6 protein-coding genes are annotated in these 16,657 nt (G+C 71.7%); all 6 read left to right on the forward strand.

Features of this window, described 5'->3' with window-relative positions:
• The coding region (locus ACWD3I_RS47245) for a type I polyketide synthase (RefSeq protein ID WP_365412520.1) at positions 1 to 2,199 on the forward strand (2,199 nt) is incomplete at its 5' end.
• Positions 2,189 to 7,756 (forward strand): type I polyketide synthase, encoded by a 5,568-nt coding sequence (locus ACWD3I_RS47250; RefSeq protein ID WP_365412522.1) that lies wholly within the window; start codon positions 2,189 to 2,191, stop codon positions 7,754 to 7,756. The genes ACWD3I_RS47245 and ACWD3I_RS47250, both read left to right, overlap by 11 nt.
• A 5-nt stretch (positions 7,757 to 7,761) precedes the next feature.
• Positions 7,762 to 12,069, forward strand: a complete 4,308-nt coding sequence (locus ACWD3I_RS47255; protein WP_365412524.1) for a type I polyketide synthase — start codon at positions 7,762 to 7,764, stop codon at positions 12,067 to 12,069.
• 37 nt (positions 12,070 to 12,106) lie between these two features.
• Complete coding sequence (locus ACWD3I_RS47260) at positions 12,107 to 12,466, forward strand: SRPBCC family protein (protein WP_365412526.1); 360 nt, start codon at positions 12,107 to 12,109, stop codon at positions 12,464 to 12,466.
• A gap of 56 nt (positions 12,467 to 12,522) precedes the next feature.
• Positions 12,523 to 14,037 (forward strand): vanadium-dependent haloperoxidase, encoded by a 1,515-nt coding sequence (locus ACWD3I_RS47265; RefSeq protein ID WP_365412528.1) that lies wholly within the window; start codon positions 12,523 to 12,525, stop codon positions 14,035 to 14,037.
• A gap of 15 nt (positions 14,038 to 14,052) precedes the next feature.
• Complete coding sequence (locus ACWD3I_RS47270) at positions 14,053 to 16,650, forward strand: PEP/pyruvate-binding domain-containing protein (protein WP_451084420.1); 2,598 nt, start codon at positions 14,053 to 14,055, stop codon at positions 16,648 to 16,650.
• The last annotated feature ends 7 nt before the right edge of the window (positions 16,651 to 16,657 follow it).

The raw sequence follows: 16,657 nt of genomic DNA on the forward strand, positions 1-16,657 counted from the left end.
GTCGCGGCGATGCGGGAGTTGGGGGCGGGCCGCTTCCTCGAGGTTGGGCCGGGGGGTGTGTTGACCGCGTTGGTGCGTGAGGCCTGCGGTGACGACGTCACGGCCGTACCAACCCTGCGCAAGGACCGGCCTGAACCGGAGACCCTGCTCAGCGCGCTGGCCACACTGTGGGCCGCGGGTACGCCCGTCGACTGGGACGCCATGCTCCCGGCCACCTCCCCCGTGGACCTGCCCACCTACCCCTTCCAGCGCCGGCGCTACTGGCTCGAACCGGAACCGGACGACACCGCCGAGGACGACGCCGGGAGTTGGTGCTATCGCACGACCTGGAAGCCCCGGACGGTCACGCCCCTCGGCAGCCTGCCGGGCATGTGGATCCTGGCCGTCCCCTCCGCCTCGGCGGTCGAGCCCTGGGCGCGGTCCGTGCAGGCCGCCCTGACCGCCGCCGACGAGCTGCTCGTCATGCCGGTCGAGGAGGTGGCCGCCGGACTCGACGCCCGCACCGTCCGAGGAGTGCTGTCCCTCGCGCCCCCGCGCCAGACACTGGACCTGATCCGCACCCTCGCCGAGCACAGTGCGGACACCACCTTGTGGTGCCTCACGCGAGACGCGGTGAACACCGCCGAACCCGACCCTGCGCAAGCTGCCCTCTGGGGGCTCGGCAGGACTGCCGCGGTGGAGCACCCACGTATGTGGGGCGGCCTGCTGGACCTCCCAGAGACCCTGGACGAGCGCGTCTCGGGGTTGGTGCGCGCGATCCTCGCCGAGCCGGGTGGCGAGGACGAACTGTGCGTGCGCCCCTCGGGCGTCCTTGCCCGCCGCCTGGTCCGAGCGGGGCTGCCCGAGAAAGGCGCGTGGGACCCCGCCGGCACCGTCCTGGTCACCGGCAACGGCGACGCCCGCGATGCCCTCGTCTGCCGTTGGCTGACCGACAACGGAGCCGAACAGGTCGTGCTGGCGGGTGACATCGAACCGGACCGCGACGATCTTCGCGAACTCGGTGTCCGGGTGGAGCCCTGTGTCCTGTACGAACGGGACGCGCTCGAGGACCTGGTCCGCCGGATCGGCCCGGTCGACGCGGTGGTGCACACCGCGGGCACGATGGAGCTGACCGCGCTCACCGACCTCACCACGGAGGAACTCACCGCCACGCTCGGCACGAAGGCGGTGGCCGCGGAGTTGCTGGACGAGGTGTTCGCCGACACGGCGCTGGACGCGTTCGTCCTGTTCTCCTCGGTGGCGGGACTGTGGGGCAGCGTCCTGCACGGCGCGTACGCCGCCGCCAACGCCCACCTGGACGCCCTGGCGGTCCGGCGCCGTGCGCGGGGGCTGTGGGCCGCCTCGGTGGCCTGGGGCCCCTGGGACCTCGGCACGGGTGACCAGGAGAGCCTGGCGCGCAGTGGACTTCGGTCCCTGGACCCGGGGCGGGCCCTGTCGGTCCTGCGGCGGGTGGCCGGCCGCGACGAGGCGTACACCGCCGTGGCGTCCGTCGAGTGGGACCGGTTCGTCCCGCTGCTGGCGTCCCTGCGCCCGGGACGCCTGCTGGAGGACCTGCCCGCCGCCCGTGCCGCACTGCGGACAGGAGACGACCGGTCGCTCGACCCGGCCGAGGGCGGCACCGCGGAACGGCTCCGTGGGCGACTGACGGAGATGAACGCCGACGACCGCGACGCGGAGCTGCTGCATCTGGTGCGCTCCCATGTCGCGGCCGTGCTGGGCCACGCCAGTGCCGAAGGCGTGGACCCGGACAGGGCTTTCACCGACAGCGGGTTCGACTCTCTGACCGCGGTCGACCTGCGCAACCGTCTGGTCGCGGCCACCGGACTGGCGCTGGCGGCGACGCTGGTGTTCGACCATCCCACCCCGGCCGCACTCGCGGCGCACCTGCGTGACGAACTGCTCCCCGACGACGGCGACCCGGTCGAGGCCCTGAAGGCGCAACTCGGCCGGCTGGAAGCCACGTTGGAGGCGCTCGCCCTGGAGCCCCCCGAGCGGGCGGGCATCTCGCGGCGGCTGCGGGCCCTGGCCGGGCGGTGGGAACCGGCGGCGGTGGACGGCGGCGATCACTCGGTGGACGAGCGGCTGCGAGAGGCGTCCGACGAAGAGATGTTCGAGTTCATTCATCAGGAACTCGCGGGCCCAGGCCACGACAACCGTCACAACCTCGCGACGGAGGGGGACACGAGCCGTGGCCAGTGAGCAGGAACTGCGGGAGTATCTCAAGTGGGCCACGGCGGACCTGCACAAGACCAGACGGCGGCTGGCCGAGCTGGAGGAGTCGGCCCGTGAGCCGCTGGCCGTCGTGAGCATGGCCTGTCGCTTCCCGGGCGGGGCCGACTCGCCTGAACGCCTGTGGGAACTGGTGGCGGCAGGCCAGGACGCCGTGTCGGGCTTTCCCACGGACCGGGGCTGGGATGTCGACGCCCTCTTCGGTCCGGCGGCCGAGGCGGCCGGGATCTCCACCGTGCAGGGCGGTGGCTTCCTGCCCGACGTGGGCTGCTTCGATGCGGAGTTCTTCGGGATCTCGCCGCGCGAGGCCCTGGCTATGGACCCCCAGCAACGGCTGCTGCTGGAAGTGACCTGGGAGGCCCTGGAACGGGCGGGAATCCTTCCGTCCGCTCTCCGTGGCTCGCGTACCGGTGTCTTCGTCGGGGCCGTCTCCTCGGAGTACGGCGCCGGGGTCGGGCACGTGCCCGAGGACGTGCAGGGCTTCGTAGCCACCGGTGTGTCGGCCAGCGTGACCTCGGGGCGTATCGCCTACGTGTTCGGCCTGGAAGGGCCCGCGGTGACGGTCGACACGGCCTGTTCCTCGTCGTTGGTCGCGCTGCATCTCGCCGGGCACGCCCTGCGGCGAGGCGAGTGCCGCCTGGCGCTCGTGGGCGGTACGACCGTGCTGCCCAGCCCGCTCGCGTTCACCGAGTTCCGCGCCGGTGGTGGCCTGGCTGCCGACGGGCGGTGCAAGGCGTTCGCCGCGACGGCGGACGGCATGGGCATGGCCGAGGGCGTCGGACTGCTGCTGCTGGAGCGGCTGTCGGACGCGGAGCGCAATGGACACCCGGTGCTGGCCGTGGTGCGCGGCTCGGCGATCAACCAGGACGGCGCCTCCAACGGGCTGATGGCCCCCAGCGGGCCGGCCCAGCAGCGGGTCATCCGCGACGCCCTTGACGCCGCCGGGCTGTCCCCGGCCCAGATCGATGCCGTGGAGGCGCACGGCACCGGTACCCGTCTCGGCGACCCCATCGAGGCGCAAGCCCTGTTGGCGACCTATGGCCGTGAGCGTGGTGAGCACGCACCCGTGTGGATCGGCTCGGTGAAGTCCAACATCGGCCACACCCAGGCCGCCGCGGGCATCGCCGGTGTCATCAAGACGGTCATGGCGCTGCGCCACGGGGTCCTGCCCAAGACACTGCACGTCGACGAACCCACCCCGCACGTGGACTGGTCCTCCGGCGCGGTCGAGCCCCTCCGCGAGCAGCGACCGTGGCCCGCCACCGGCCGTCCGCGCCGCGCGGGGGTCTCCTCGTTCGGTATGAGCGGGACCAACGCCCACGTCATCCTGGAGCAGGCGCCCGAACCGGTCGATGCGGACAGCGCGCGGACACCTGACCGGGCTCGCGGTGCGACAGCCCTCGTGGCTCCGCCGGAGCCCGCGCTGCGCAGTGACATCGTCCCGCTGGTGATCTCCGCCCGCTCACCGGAAGCGCTGCGCGGGCAGGCCGACCGGCTGTGCGAGACCGTGGCCGCGGCCGGGGACGGCATGGTGTCGGTCGGGCACGCCCTGGTCACCACCCGCACGCCGTTCGCGCACCGCGCCGTGGTGCTGACGAAGGGCCCTGACGACGCGGTGCGCACCCTGGGCGCCCTGGTCCAGGAGGACGCGGCCGTCGACGCGGTGACCGGCTGCGTCGTGCCCCGCACCGAGAACCCGGTGTTCGTCTTCCCCGGGCTGGGATCGCAGTGGCCTGGCATGGCACGCGAACTCCTGGACACCTCCGGGGTGTTCGCGCAGCGGGTCGCCGAGTGCGCCGACGCGCTGGCGCCGTGGGTGGACTGGTCGCTGGAGGACGTGCTGCAGCAGCGGCCGGGCGCCCCGGGCCTGGACGGCATGGACGTCGTCCAGCCGGTGCTGTGGGCGGTGATGGTGTCTCTGGCTCGGCTGTGGGAGGCGTGCGGAGTGAAACCGGCCGCCGTCGTGGGCCACTCCCAGGGTGAGGTGGCCGCCGCCGTCGTCGCGGGCGGACTGTCCCTGCAGGACGGTGCCCGGGTCATCGCGCTGCGCAGCCGGCTGTTCGCCCAATCGGTAGCGGGTCGCGGAGGCATAGCCGCCGTCGCCCTGTCGGCCGACCAGACCATTGCCCGTCTCGCCCCCTGGAGCACGAGCCTCTCGCTCGCCGGGATCAACGGGCCGCGGTCGACGACCGTCGCCGGCGAGCACGGCGCCCTGGGAGAATTCGTGGCCGTCTGCGAGGCCGACGGAGTCCGTACGCGCACCGTGTCCGGCAGCATCGCGTCGCACTGCCCGATCATCGACCCGTTGCGCGACCGGTTGGTCGAACTGCTGGGGCCCGTCGCGCCCCGCTCGAGTGCGACGCTGTTCTGCTCGACGGTCACCGGCGGCCCCTTGGACACCGCGGAGCTCGACGCGGAGTACTGGTTCGCCAACGTGCGTCGGCCGGTGGAGTTCTACAGCGCCGTCCGCGCCCTCCTGCGGTCGGGTCACCGGTCGTTCATCGAGGTCAGCCCGCACCCCCAGCTCGTCGGCGCGATCGTGGCGGCAGCCGAGGAGGCCGGAACCGAGGCCCAGGTCGTCGGCACCCTGAGCCGCGAGCAGGGTGGCCCTCGCCGCATGCTGATCGCCCTGGCCGAGGCCCACACGGGCGGCCTCCCCGTGGACTGGAGCGCTGTCCTGCCCACCTCGGGCGCGCATGCGGCCGGGCTGCCGACGTATGCCTTCCAACGCGACTGGTACTGGCTCGACTCGGGCGGCGGAGCCGGCGACGTGACCGCGGCTGGACTGAGCCCGGCCGAACACGCGCTGCTCGGTGCGGCCGTCCCCATGGCGCACACCGAGGAGCACGTCCTGACCGGCCGTGTCTCCTTGCGGACCCATCCATGGCTCGCCGACCATGCCGTGCTCGGCTCGCCCCTCCTGCCCGGCACCGCCTTCGCCGACATGGCGCTCTGTGCCGGCGACGAGGTGGGATACGGCCGCGTCGAGGAACTCACCCTCGAAACGCCGCTGCTCCTGCCGGAGAAGGGCTCGGTGAACCTCCAAGTGTGGATCGGCGAACCGGACGGCTCGGGCCGCCGTCCCCTCACCGTGCATGCCCGTCCCCAGGACGCGGCCGACGACGAGGAGTGGACCCGGCACGCCACGGGAGAACTCACCCGCACGGCCGCCGCCGACTTCGACCTGGAGGAATGGCCCCCCAAGGGTGCGGAACCGATCGACCTGAGCGGCTTCTACGCCGCCACCGCCGAGTCTGGCTACGACTACGGGCCCGTGTTCCAGGGCTTGCGGTCCGCCTGGCGCCGTGACGACGAGGTCTTCGCCGAGGTGGCCCTGCCCGGCGAGCGGGACGCCGACGGCTTCGGCCTGCACCCCGCCCTCCTCGACGCCGCCCAGCACGCGCTCGGCCTCATGAACACCCTGAAGAGGGCGCAGCTGTACCTGCCGTTCGGCTGGACGGGGCTGTCGCTGTACGCCACCGGGGCGCGCGCCCTGAGGGTCGCCCTGCAACCCACCGGACCGGCATCCGGACCGGGGTCCGTGCGCATGCGCGTCGCGGATGAGGCCGGGCGGCCCGTGGCCCTGGCCGAGTCCCTGGTCGTACGGCCGGTCGACCCCGACCAGTTGCAGCCCGGCGCGCCAGGCGACGAGACGTCCCTGTTCCGTGTCGACTGGGTTCCCCTGCCCCTGGCGTCCGCCCCGCCTCCCCGGGGCTGGGCGTGCCTGACCGGGCACGGCGATCCGGCGGGCCTGCCGATCGAGTTGCCCACGCATGCCGATCCGGCGGTGGTCACCGACATCCCCGAGGTGATGCTCCTGCCGTGGGTCTCCACCGGCGCCGACGATCAGGCCGCGGCCGCCCGCGACGCCAGTGCCGGCCTGCTGGACCTCGTACAGCGGTGGCTGGCCGACGAACGGTTCGAGAGCTCCCGTCTGGTGCTGGTCACGCGGGGCGCGATCGCGGCCCTGCCCGACGACGATGTCGAAGACCTGGCCAGTGCTCCGCTGTGGGGGTTGATGCGGTCCGCCCAGGCCGAGAACCCCGGTCGGTTCGTGCTGCTGGACCTCGACGGCCACGACACGTCGGCCGCGACGCTCACCGACGCCGTCCACACCGCCGTGGAGACCGGGGAGCCCCAACTCGCGCTGCGCGACGGCACCGCTCTCGCCCCCCGCTTCCTGCGCGTCGCGGACACCGCGCCGGCCGACGACCTGCCGACCGTGGATCCCACGGGCACCGTGCTAATCGTCGGCGGCACCGGCATGCTCGGCGGTCTCTTCGCCCGTCACCTCGTGGCCCGGGGCGCCCGGCGACTCGTACTGACCAGCAGGCGCGGCACAGACACCCCCGGCGCCGCCGCACTCGTCGCGGAACTGTCGGCGGCAGGTGCCGACGTGACCGTGGCGGCCTGTGACGCCGCCGACCGCTCGGCCCTGCGAGCCGTACTGGCGCGGATCCCGGCCGACCGGCCGCTCACCGGCGTCATCCACACCGCCGGTGTGCTCGACGACGGCGTGATCGCCTCGCTCGATGCCGAACGGCTGGAGCGGGTGCTGCGTCCCAAGGTCGACGCGGTGACCCACCTGCACGAGCTGACCCGCGACCAGGACGTGTCGATGTTCGTGATGTCGTCCTCGGTCGCCGGTCTGTTCGGCAATCCCGGACAGGCCAACTACGCGGCCGCCAACGCCTACGTCGACGCCCTCGCCCAGCACCGCCGAGCGCACGGACTGCCCGCGACCTCCCTCGCCTGGGGGCTGTGGGAACAGAACAGTGAGATCCGGGCGCACCTCGATGAGGGCATGCGCCGCCGTATGAACCAGGGCACCACGATCCCGCTGACCGCTGCCGACGGCTTGAAGCTGTTCGACCGAGCCGTCGCGGTCGGCGAACCTGTGCTCGCACCCATCCGGTTCAACTTCCCGGCCCTGCGCGCGCTCGCCCGCACCGGGATCCTGCCGGGCGTGCTGTGGAGCCTGGTGCGTCGCCCGGCGCGGCGCACGGTGGACGCCGACACCGGCTTCACCGCCCTCCTCCAGCGGCTGCGCGAGCTGTCCCCGGCCGACCGGGAGAGCGAACTGATGGAGTTCGTGGCGACCCTTGCCGCCGCGGCCCTGGGACACACCTCCTCGACCGCGATCGGTGCCGAAGTGCCCTTCACCGACCAGGGATTCGACTCCCTCACGTCGTTGGCCCTTCGTAACCGGCTCAAGTCCGTCACCGGGCTGGCGCTGCCCGCCACCCTGCTGTTCGACCAGCCGACGCCGCTCGCCCTCGCCCGCCACCTCGCCGCAGGACTGCTGCCCGACGCCGTGGACGGCAGCGACGGCGACGACAAGGACGACGCCGCCCGCCTGCTGGCGGCCATCTCGCCGCACCGGCTGCGCGCCTCCGGCGCGTTGGACCTGCTGCGTCGACTTGCCCGACCCGAGGACGACACCGCCGCGGACTCCGGTGAGGAGAACGCCGTCGCCACGATGGACGTCGACGATCTCGTGGCGCGGGCGCTGGGGGAGGCGGGCTGAGGACGATGACGGCATCCGAGCGGATCGTCGAGGCGCTGCGCGCGGCGATGACGGAGAACGAACGGCTGCGCCGGGAGAACGCCACACTGCTGGCGGCCGCCAGTGAACCTGTGGCCGTCGTCGCCATGGCCTGCCGCTATCCCGGCGGCGTCGACTCGCCCGAGTCCCTGTGGGAGTTGGTGTCCACCGGCGCCGACGCCATCGGGGACGCCCCTGCGGACCGCGGATGGAAGGGCGGCTTCCCGGGCGGGTTCATCGAGGGCGCGGCCGGCTTCGACGCGGGATTCTTCGGCATCTCGCCCCGCGAGGCCCTCGCCATGGACCCGCAGCAGCGCATCATGCTGGAGCTCTCCTGGGAGGCGTTCGAACGAGCCCGCATTGCGCCGGGCAGCGTCAGAGGAACCCCTGCCGGCGTGTTCACGGGCGTGATGTACCACGACTACGGCACCGGAGTGAGCGAAGTGCCGCCTGGCGTGGACGGCTACCTCAGCACCGGCAACGCTCTGAGCGTGGTGTCGGGACGCGTCGCCTACACCTTCGGCCTGGAAGGTCCGGCCGTCACGGTCGACACCGCGTGCTCCGCGTCGCTCGTCGCGCTGCATCTGGCGGTCCGCTCGCTGCGTTCCCACGAGTGTTCGATGGCGCTCGCGGGTGGCGTCACCGTCATGGCCAACCCCACCGCGCTGGCCGACTTCGCCCGGCAGGGCGCGCTCGCCTCGGACTCTCGCTGCAAGGCGTTCGCCGCTGCTGCCGACGGCACCGGGCTCTCCGAGGGCGCGGGGGTGCTGTTGCTGGAGCGATTGTCGGACGCGGAGCGCAACGGGCATCCGGTGCTGGCGCTGATCGGCGGCTCCGCGGTCAACCAGGACGGTGCTTCGAACGGCCTGACCGCTCCCAACGGTCCCTCGCAGCAGCGGGTTATCCGGGCGGCGCTGCATGACGCCGGACTGCGACCGGAGCAGGTCGACGCCGTCGAGGCGCATGGCACCGGTACCCCGCTCGGCGACCCGATCGAGGCCCAGGCGCTCCTGGCCACGTACGGCGCGGAGCGGGGCACCGCGGGCCCGCTGTGGCTCGGCTCGGTCAAGTCCAACATCGGCCACACCCAGGCGGCCGCTGGCGTCGCCGGAGTGATCAAAACGGTCATGGCGATGCGGCACGAGACCCTTCCACAGACGCTGCATGTCGACGCCCCGTCACCCCAGGTGGACTGGGCGGCCGGAGAAGTCCGTCTGCTCACCCGGGCGCAGCCGTGGCGACGTGCAGACCGGATCCGCCGTGCCGGGGTGTCGTCGTTCGGCATCAGCGGGACCAACGCTCACGTCATCGTCGAGGAACCCCCCACGGTCCGGTCGGACCGGCCGGCATCCGCTGCACTGTCGGACGGCGGGTCGCTCGTGACCTTGCCGATCTCCGGCCGTTCCGCCACCGGACTGCGTGGTCAGGCCGACCGGTTGGCACATTTCCTCGACGCTCGGCGTGACTGCTCCCTGCCCGCAGTCTCCGCGGCCCTGACCCGGAGCCGGTCACCGCTGGAACAGCGAGCCGTGGTGACGGCCACCGGACACGAGGAGGCGATCGCCGCGCTGCGAGCCCTGGCCGACGGTACGCCACAGGCCGGCGTGGTCCAGGGCTCGGTGACCCAACGACCCAAACTGGCGCTGCTCTTCGCCGGACAAGGCGCCCAACGGCTGGGCATGGGGCGCGGGTTGTACGCGTCGCAGCCCGTGTTCGCCGCGGAGTTCGACGCGCTGTGCCAGGTGTGGGACGGCCTGCTCGAATGGCCCTTGCGGGAGGTGGTGTTCGCGGACCCCGGCACGCCGCAGGCCGACTTGCTCGCCCAGACCGCGTACACGCAGTGCGCCCTGTTCACCGTCGAGGTGGCTCTGTACCGGCTGCTGGAGTCCTGGGGCGTGCGCGCGCAGGCGCTGGCCGGACACTCGGTCGGCGAGATCGCCGCCGCTCATGTGGCCGGCGTGCTGACCCGCTCCGACGCGGCCCGGATGGTGGCGGCACGGGGGCAATTGATGCAAACCCTGCCGCCCGGGGGAGCGATGTTCTCCGTTCAGGCCACCGAGACGGAGGCGATGGATCTCGTCGACGGCGTCGACACGGTGGCCGTGGCCGCGGTCAACGACCCGTCCTCGGTGACGCTGGCTGGCGCCGAGGACGCCGTGACCCGGCTGGCCGAGATCCTGCGAGTGCAGGGACGGCGGGTGCGTCGCCTGCGGGTGTCGCACGCCTTCCACTCGCCGTTGATGGAGCCCATGCTGCGAGACTTCTCCGCCGTTCTGGCGACGCTGAGCTTCCGGCCTCCGGACCTCCCGGTCGTGTCAAACGTGACGGGCCAGGTCGCGAACTCTGCTGATTTGTGCACGTCGGAGTACTGGGTCGCCCATGTACGGCGGACCGTCCGTTTCGCCGACGGGGTGCGGGCCTTGCGGGCCCAGGGTGCGACCACGTTCCTCGAGGTGGGTCCCCATCCCGTCCTGGCGCCGTCCGTCGAAGCGACGCTCGCCGCTATGCCGGAGGCAGCAGGCGCCACGGTCGCGGCGACGCTGCGCGACGGCCGCCCCGACGACCGGTCGATCCTCGCTGCCCTGGGCAGCCTGTGGTCCGCCGGCGTCACCGTGGACTGGGAGGCGGTGCGTGGCCAGGTCGAGGCGACTCCTGTGGACCTGCCCACCTACGCCTTCCAGCGCCGTCGATACTGGCTGGACTCGGAGACGGCGCCAGCCGTCGCGAGCGCGCCGCCGACCACGACCGCGGAGCCGGGTGCTCTCGCCGAACGTGTGTCTGCGCTGCCCGAGGGCGACCGGCCGGCCGCGGTGCTGGAAGCGGTGCGCTCCTGCGCGACCGCCGTGCTCGGCCTCCCGGCCGAGGAACCCGTGGAGGTGGCACGGGAGTTCCTGGACCTCGGCTTCGACTCCATGGCCGCGGTGGAACTGATCCGGCTGCTGTCGGCGGCCACGGGCCTGAAGCTGCCTACCACGGTGACGTTCGAGCACCCGACGGTGACGGATCTGGCCGCACACCTGGTCGGGCGCATGGGTGACCATGTTGCCCCGAGAGCGACGCCGGAGCGGGACGGCGGCGGTGAGGAGTCGCTGGGGGCCCTGTTCGAACGGGCCTGCCGGGCTGGGGAGTTCACCGGGATTCAGCGTGCTGTCGCCGGACTGGCTGCGTTCCGGCCCGCGTTCACCGCCGCCGCGGGACTCGCCGTACCGCCCGCGGTGCTGAAGCTGCGCTCGGGTCGCGGCGGTCCACCGGTCATCTGTTTCCCGTCGTTCGTCTGGCGGCCGGAGGCCCATCAGTACACACGGCTCGCTGGCGCCCTGGACGGGCTCGGCGACGTCCATACCGTCACACTGCCGGGGTTCCGCTCCGGTGAGCCGCTGCCCGCGACCGCCCAGGCGCTGACCGACGCGCTCGTGGAGGCGACACGGCACATCGCCGGCGACACACCACCGGTGCTGCTGGGACACTCCTCGGGAGGTTATGTCGCCGCCGCGGTTGCCGCCGCGTGGGAGCGCACCGGCAGGCAGGTGCGGGCGCTGGTCCTGCTCGACACCCCCTGGTCGCTGTCGGACGCGGACTCCAGCGGATCGGCTGCCTTGCACGCGGCGCTGATCGAGCGGTACGGGCGGGGCGTGGACGGGGAGGCGTGGATCACGGCACGTGCTCGCTACTTCGACCTCGATCTGAGACCTGCCGGGCTGATCACCCCCACGCTGCACGTACGCGCCCGTGACGCGTACGACGGCACGCCCCTCGGTGAGGAGTCGTCAGCCGTGTGGGAGCTGCCGCACATGGCGGCGGTGGTGCCGGGCGACCACTTCACCATGATCGCGGGCGACCACGTCGCGGACACGGCCCGGGCCGTGCACGACTGGCTGGGCCTGGCGCCCGGCCCAGGACAGCAGGACAGGAGAGGGGACATGGACATAGTCGAAACCGAGGACACGTTCGTCGAAGCGCCGGTCGCCGACGTCTGGGCGACCATCACCGACCCCGAGCACATCGCCAAGTGGTTCACCGAGGCGGACCACGAGATCGACGACCTGCGCGTCGGCGGTCTGATGACGTATCGCTTCGGACAGGGCAGCACCATGTACGCGCGCATCACGGAACTGGAGCCGCAACGGGTCTTCGCGTACCGGATCTTCCCCGACCTGGCGACGGAGAACGACGACCCCGGCGCCGGGACGGTCCTGCGCTTTCGGCTCAACGAGACCGACGGCGGAACGCTGCTGCGCAGCGAGGAGAGCAGCTCCAGCCTCTACCGGATCAAGCAGCTCGCCGAGTCGCTCTGACCGCCTCTTCCGTCCCCGCCACAGAAAGAGTCCCGGCATGCTGAAGAAGCTGATGATCGCCGCCCCCGTCGATAAGGTCTGGGCGACCTTGACGTGTGACGAGCATATGAAGCGGTGGTTTTCCGGCGCCGACGTGCAGATCGACGACCTGCGCTCCGGCGGGACCATGACACTGCGTTTTGACGGCGGGCGCGACGTACCGGCGCGCATCGTCGAGGTCGAGCCCGAGCGGGCCTTCGCCTACGAGATCGGCGAGGACCCCACCGACCGGCACTTCATGCGTGTTCGCTTCACCCTCACACCCCAGGGCGAGCGGACCCTGCTGAGCCTGGAGGAGAGCAACTCGCACCAGGACAAGATCAAGTCGGTGGCCGAGTCCCTGTCCGCGGCCCTCTGACCGGCGTCGCGCGCTGCTGCAGCGCGGACATCTCCCTCTGACGAAAGGGCCGCACGATGACAGCATTCTTCCGGCGCACCAGAGCCCGCACGGCGACGTCCCTTGCCGCGGTCGTCGCTCTGAGCCTCACCATGGGGGCGGCCGAGACCACGTTCGGCAGCTCCTCGCGGCAGAAGGCCGCCACGAGTTTCGACCTCGACAACGGCAATGTCTTCTTCGAGGTCCTGTACCCCGAGATCAACCCCGCGGTACGCAAGTACGTGTCCCAGACCGGCGTGGACGCCCCCCTCGTCCTGCGCGTCACCACACTGGTGACGAACGGGTGGTTCGATGCCATCGCGCCGTACCATTCGACCGCCGTCGGCGTCTACTCGGACCTGGGCCGCCGCCCGGCGGACGAGGTGAAGAACCGCAACAAGAACATCGCCATCATGTACGCCTCCTACCGGGTGCTCAACAGCGTGCTGCCGCAGAACCGCGTCGGCTGGCGGGACATGATGACGAAGGTGGGTCTCGACCCGGACGACACCAGCGAGGACAGGAACACCCCGGTAGGCCTCGGTAACCTCGCAGGCAAAGCGGTCGTCTCCGCGCGTGCTCACGACGGGCTCAATCAGCTCGGTGACACCGACCGCACCTACAACCGGCAGCCCTACCAGGACTACACGGGGTACAAGCCGGTCAACACCCCTTACGAACTGCGCGATCCCTCGCGCTGGCAGCCCGCCGTACTCACCAAGGGCAACGGCATCTTCACTGTGCAGCAGTTCGTCACTCCGCAGTGGCGCTTCACCAAGCCGTACTCCTACAAGGACCCCAAGCAGTTCACCGTGCCGGCGCCGCGCAACAGCGATCACCACAACCGTGCCGCCTACAGCAAGCAGGTGGACGAGGTCCTGGCGGCGTCGGCGGCGCTGAACGACGAGCGCAAGATGAAGTCCCAGTTCTTCAACGACAAGTTCCTGGGCGTCGGTTACCCCACCATCGCGGAGGCGGTCAACCACGACCTTGGCCTCGACGAGTACGTGCACGCCTCGTTCGCCGGCGATGTCGCGGCCTACGACAGCGGCATCGCCGCATGGCACAACAAGGCACGCTACGACGCGGTCCGCCCGCCGACAGCCGTGCGCTACGTCTACGGAAGGAAGCACGTGACCGCCTGGGGAGGCCCTGGCAAGGGGACGGTCACGGACATCCCCGCCGACGAATGGCAGCCCTTCATGGAGCTGCCTGACCATCCCGAATACCCCTCCGGATCGACCGCGTTGTGCGCCGCGGTCGCCCAGGTGGGACGGCTCACTCATGGCACCGAGCAGGTCGACATCTCCTACCGGTTCGAGAAGGGCAGTTCCTTCATCGAGCCCGGCATCACGCCGGCGAGCGCCCTCGAACTCAAGTGGACGACGTGGTCCGACTACGTACGCGACTGCGGCCTGAGCCGATTGTGGGGAGGCGTGCACTTCAAGTCCGCGATCGAGGCGTCCTGGAAGATGGGCAAACCCATCGGCGACCTTGCCTACGCCTTCGTCCAGAGCCACGTCAAGGGAGAGCGGCCCGGCACGGGACGCTGACAGGGAGAAGGTGTCATGAGCCTGGCACGAGAGAAGGACCCAGTGCCGCTGGCCCTGGCGTTGGGGGCCCCCTCGGCAGCCGTGGAGGTGATGGGAGGCAAGGGCGCTTCGCTGGCCCGCCTGACAGGTGCGGGTCTGCCGGTCCCCGGCGGCTTCTGTCTCACCACCGAGGCGTACCGGCGTGCCGTGGGCGGCCTCGACGCACGGATACGGGCGGTGGTCGAGACCGTGGACCCGGCCGACCCGGCGGCGCTGGAGACCGCGGCGAAGACGGCCATGGCGTTCTTCGCGGAGCTCGACATCCCCGAAGAGGTCCTGAGCGCGCTTCACGATCACCACGCCCACCTCGGAGGGCAGGACGTGGCGGTGGCCGTGCGCTCCTCCGCCACCGCCGAGGATCAACCGGACCTCTCCTTCGCCGGGCAGCACGACACGTTCCTGAACGTGGTGGGCGCCGCCGCGCTCGTCGACGCGGTGCGAGCCTGCTGGGCGTCACTGTGGACCGCGCGCGCCATCGGCTATCGGCAGCTCCACGGCGTCACCGCCGACGAGGTGGCCATCGCGGTGGTCGTCCAGCGGCTGGTGCCCGCCGACGTCGCGGGAATCGCCTTCACCGCCGACCCTGTGACCGGCGCACGGGACCGGGTCGTCATCAACGCGGCCTGGGGTCTGGGCGAGGCGGTGGTCGGCGGGCGCACGAGTGCCGACACGCTGGTGATCGACAAGGTCAGTGGGCTCGTGGTGGGAGGGAAGGTCGCCGACAAGGCCGTGATGACCGTCGCGGTGCCGGACGGGACGCTGGAGCGGCCGGTACCCGCCGACCTGCGGCGCCGACCCGCGCTCAGCCCCGACCAGTCGGCCGAACTGGCCCGCCTCGCGGTGCGGGTCGAGGAGCTGTACGGCTCACCCATGGATCTCGAGTGGGCCCTGCACGAAGGGAGTTTCCAGCTCCTGCAGGCGCGTCCCGTCACCACCCTGCCCGACGCGGACGGGTCTCAGGAGACCTGGAACGACACACTGACCGGCGACTACCTGTGGACCCGCTCCAACTTCGGCGAAGCCGTGCCCAGCGTGATGACCCCGGCGACGTGGTCCCTGTTCCGCACGTACTTCATCGGCCAGGCATGGATGGGCGTCGCCGACATCGAGGGCCATCGCGCCGCCGGGAACATCGCCGGCCGCTGCTATGTCAACCTCAGCACGCTCACCTCCGTCAGCGGGAGCAAGGTCTACCGCTCGTTGATGAACGAGTCCTTCGGCCCCTTCCCCGACGACCTTCCGATTCCGCCGCTGCCCCTCTCGCGGCTCCAGGTACTGCGGTCCGTCATGGCGAAGGGTCCCGCGTTCCGCCGCGCGCTCGGCCCTTACCTCAAGGAGTTCCCCCAGCAGGTCGAGCGGACAAGGGAAACCTGCGAGGCCGTGCGGAGCAGTATCCATGCGGCCGGCTCCGCGGCTGAACTGGCCCGGCTGTGGCGGACGGAAGTGGACCCCCTCCTGCGCTCGGCATGCCTGCTGTTCGCGGCCGGCGGCCGCCAGGGCGGCGTTGCGCTGGCCACGTTCCCGCGCTGGCTGCGGCGGCACGGCGTGAACGCCGCCGACACTCATACGCTGTGCACGACGGCCGAGCCCGACGCCCTGGCCAGCCTCGGGCCCCTTTTGGGCCTGGAGAGGCTGCGCCGAGGCGAACTGACCCACGCCGAGTACGCCGCCCGATGGGGTCACCGTTGTCCCGACGAGTTCGAGCTGGCGGCCGTACGCCCCATCGAGGACGACCAGTGGATCGACCGTCAGGTGGCGGGCCTGGACCAGGCGCCCACGGACGTGACCGCTCTGCTGGCAGCGCAGCGCGCGGCACGTGACGCGGCCGTCGCCCGGTTCGCCGCCCGCCACCCCCGCAAGGCCAAGAGCCTGCGGGCCAGGATCCGCAAGGTGGCCGTGGGGCTCCGGGGCCGCGAAGCGGGTCGCTCGGAGACCAATCGCGCGTTCTGGGTGGCCCGGGTCTTCTGGCTGCGTGCGGGGGAGGTCACCGGCCACGGCGACGAGCTGTTGTTCCTGTCGGCTGACGAGACCCTGAAGGTGCTGAACGGCGACGCCTCGCCGCTGGCGCGGGTCCCCGGCCGGCGGGCCGCCTTCGAGCGCTACCGCGCTCTGCCGGCGCCCCCGATGCTCATCCGCGGCCGGTTCGACTTCGAGGGATGGGCCGCCGACCCGGGTCGGCGCAGGGACCGCTACGACGGCCGGGCAGGGCTCGACGGGCAGGGCCGGCCCACCTCCGACCTGACCGGGTTCCCGGGCTCCGCAGGCTGCGTCGAGGGGACCGCCAGGGTGCTGGACTCCATGGAGCAGGGAGCACAACTGCGCTCGGGGGAGATCTTGGTGACCAGCGTGACCAACGTCGGGTGGACGCCCCTGTTCCCCCGCGCCGCCGCCGTGGTGACCGACATGGGCGCCCCCCTGTCGCACGCTGCCATTGTCGCCCGCGAACTGGGCATCCCCGCGGTCGTCGGCTGCGGGGACGCCACCGTGCGGCTGCGCACCGGAGACCGCATCCGTGTCGACGGTGGTGGAGGCACGGTCACCGTTCTGGGCCCTTCGAACACCACGCAACCATGAACAAGGC

The organism is Streptomyces sp. NPDC002817 (assembly GCF_053592055.1).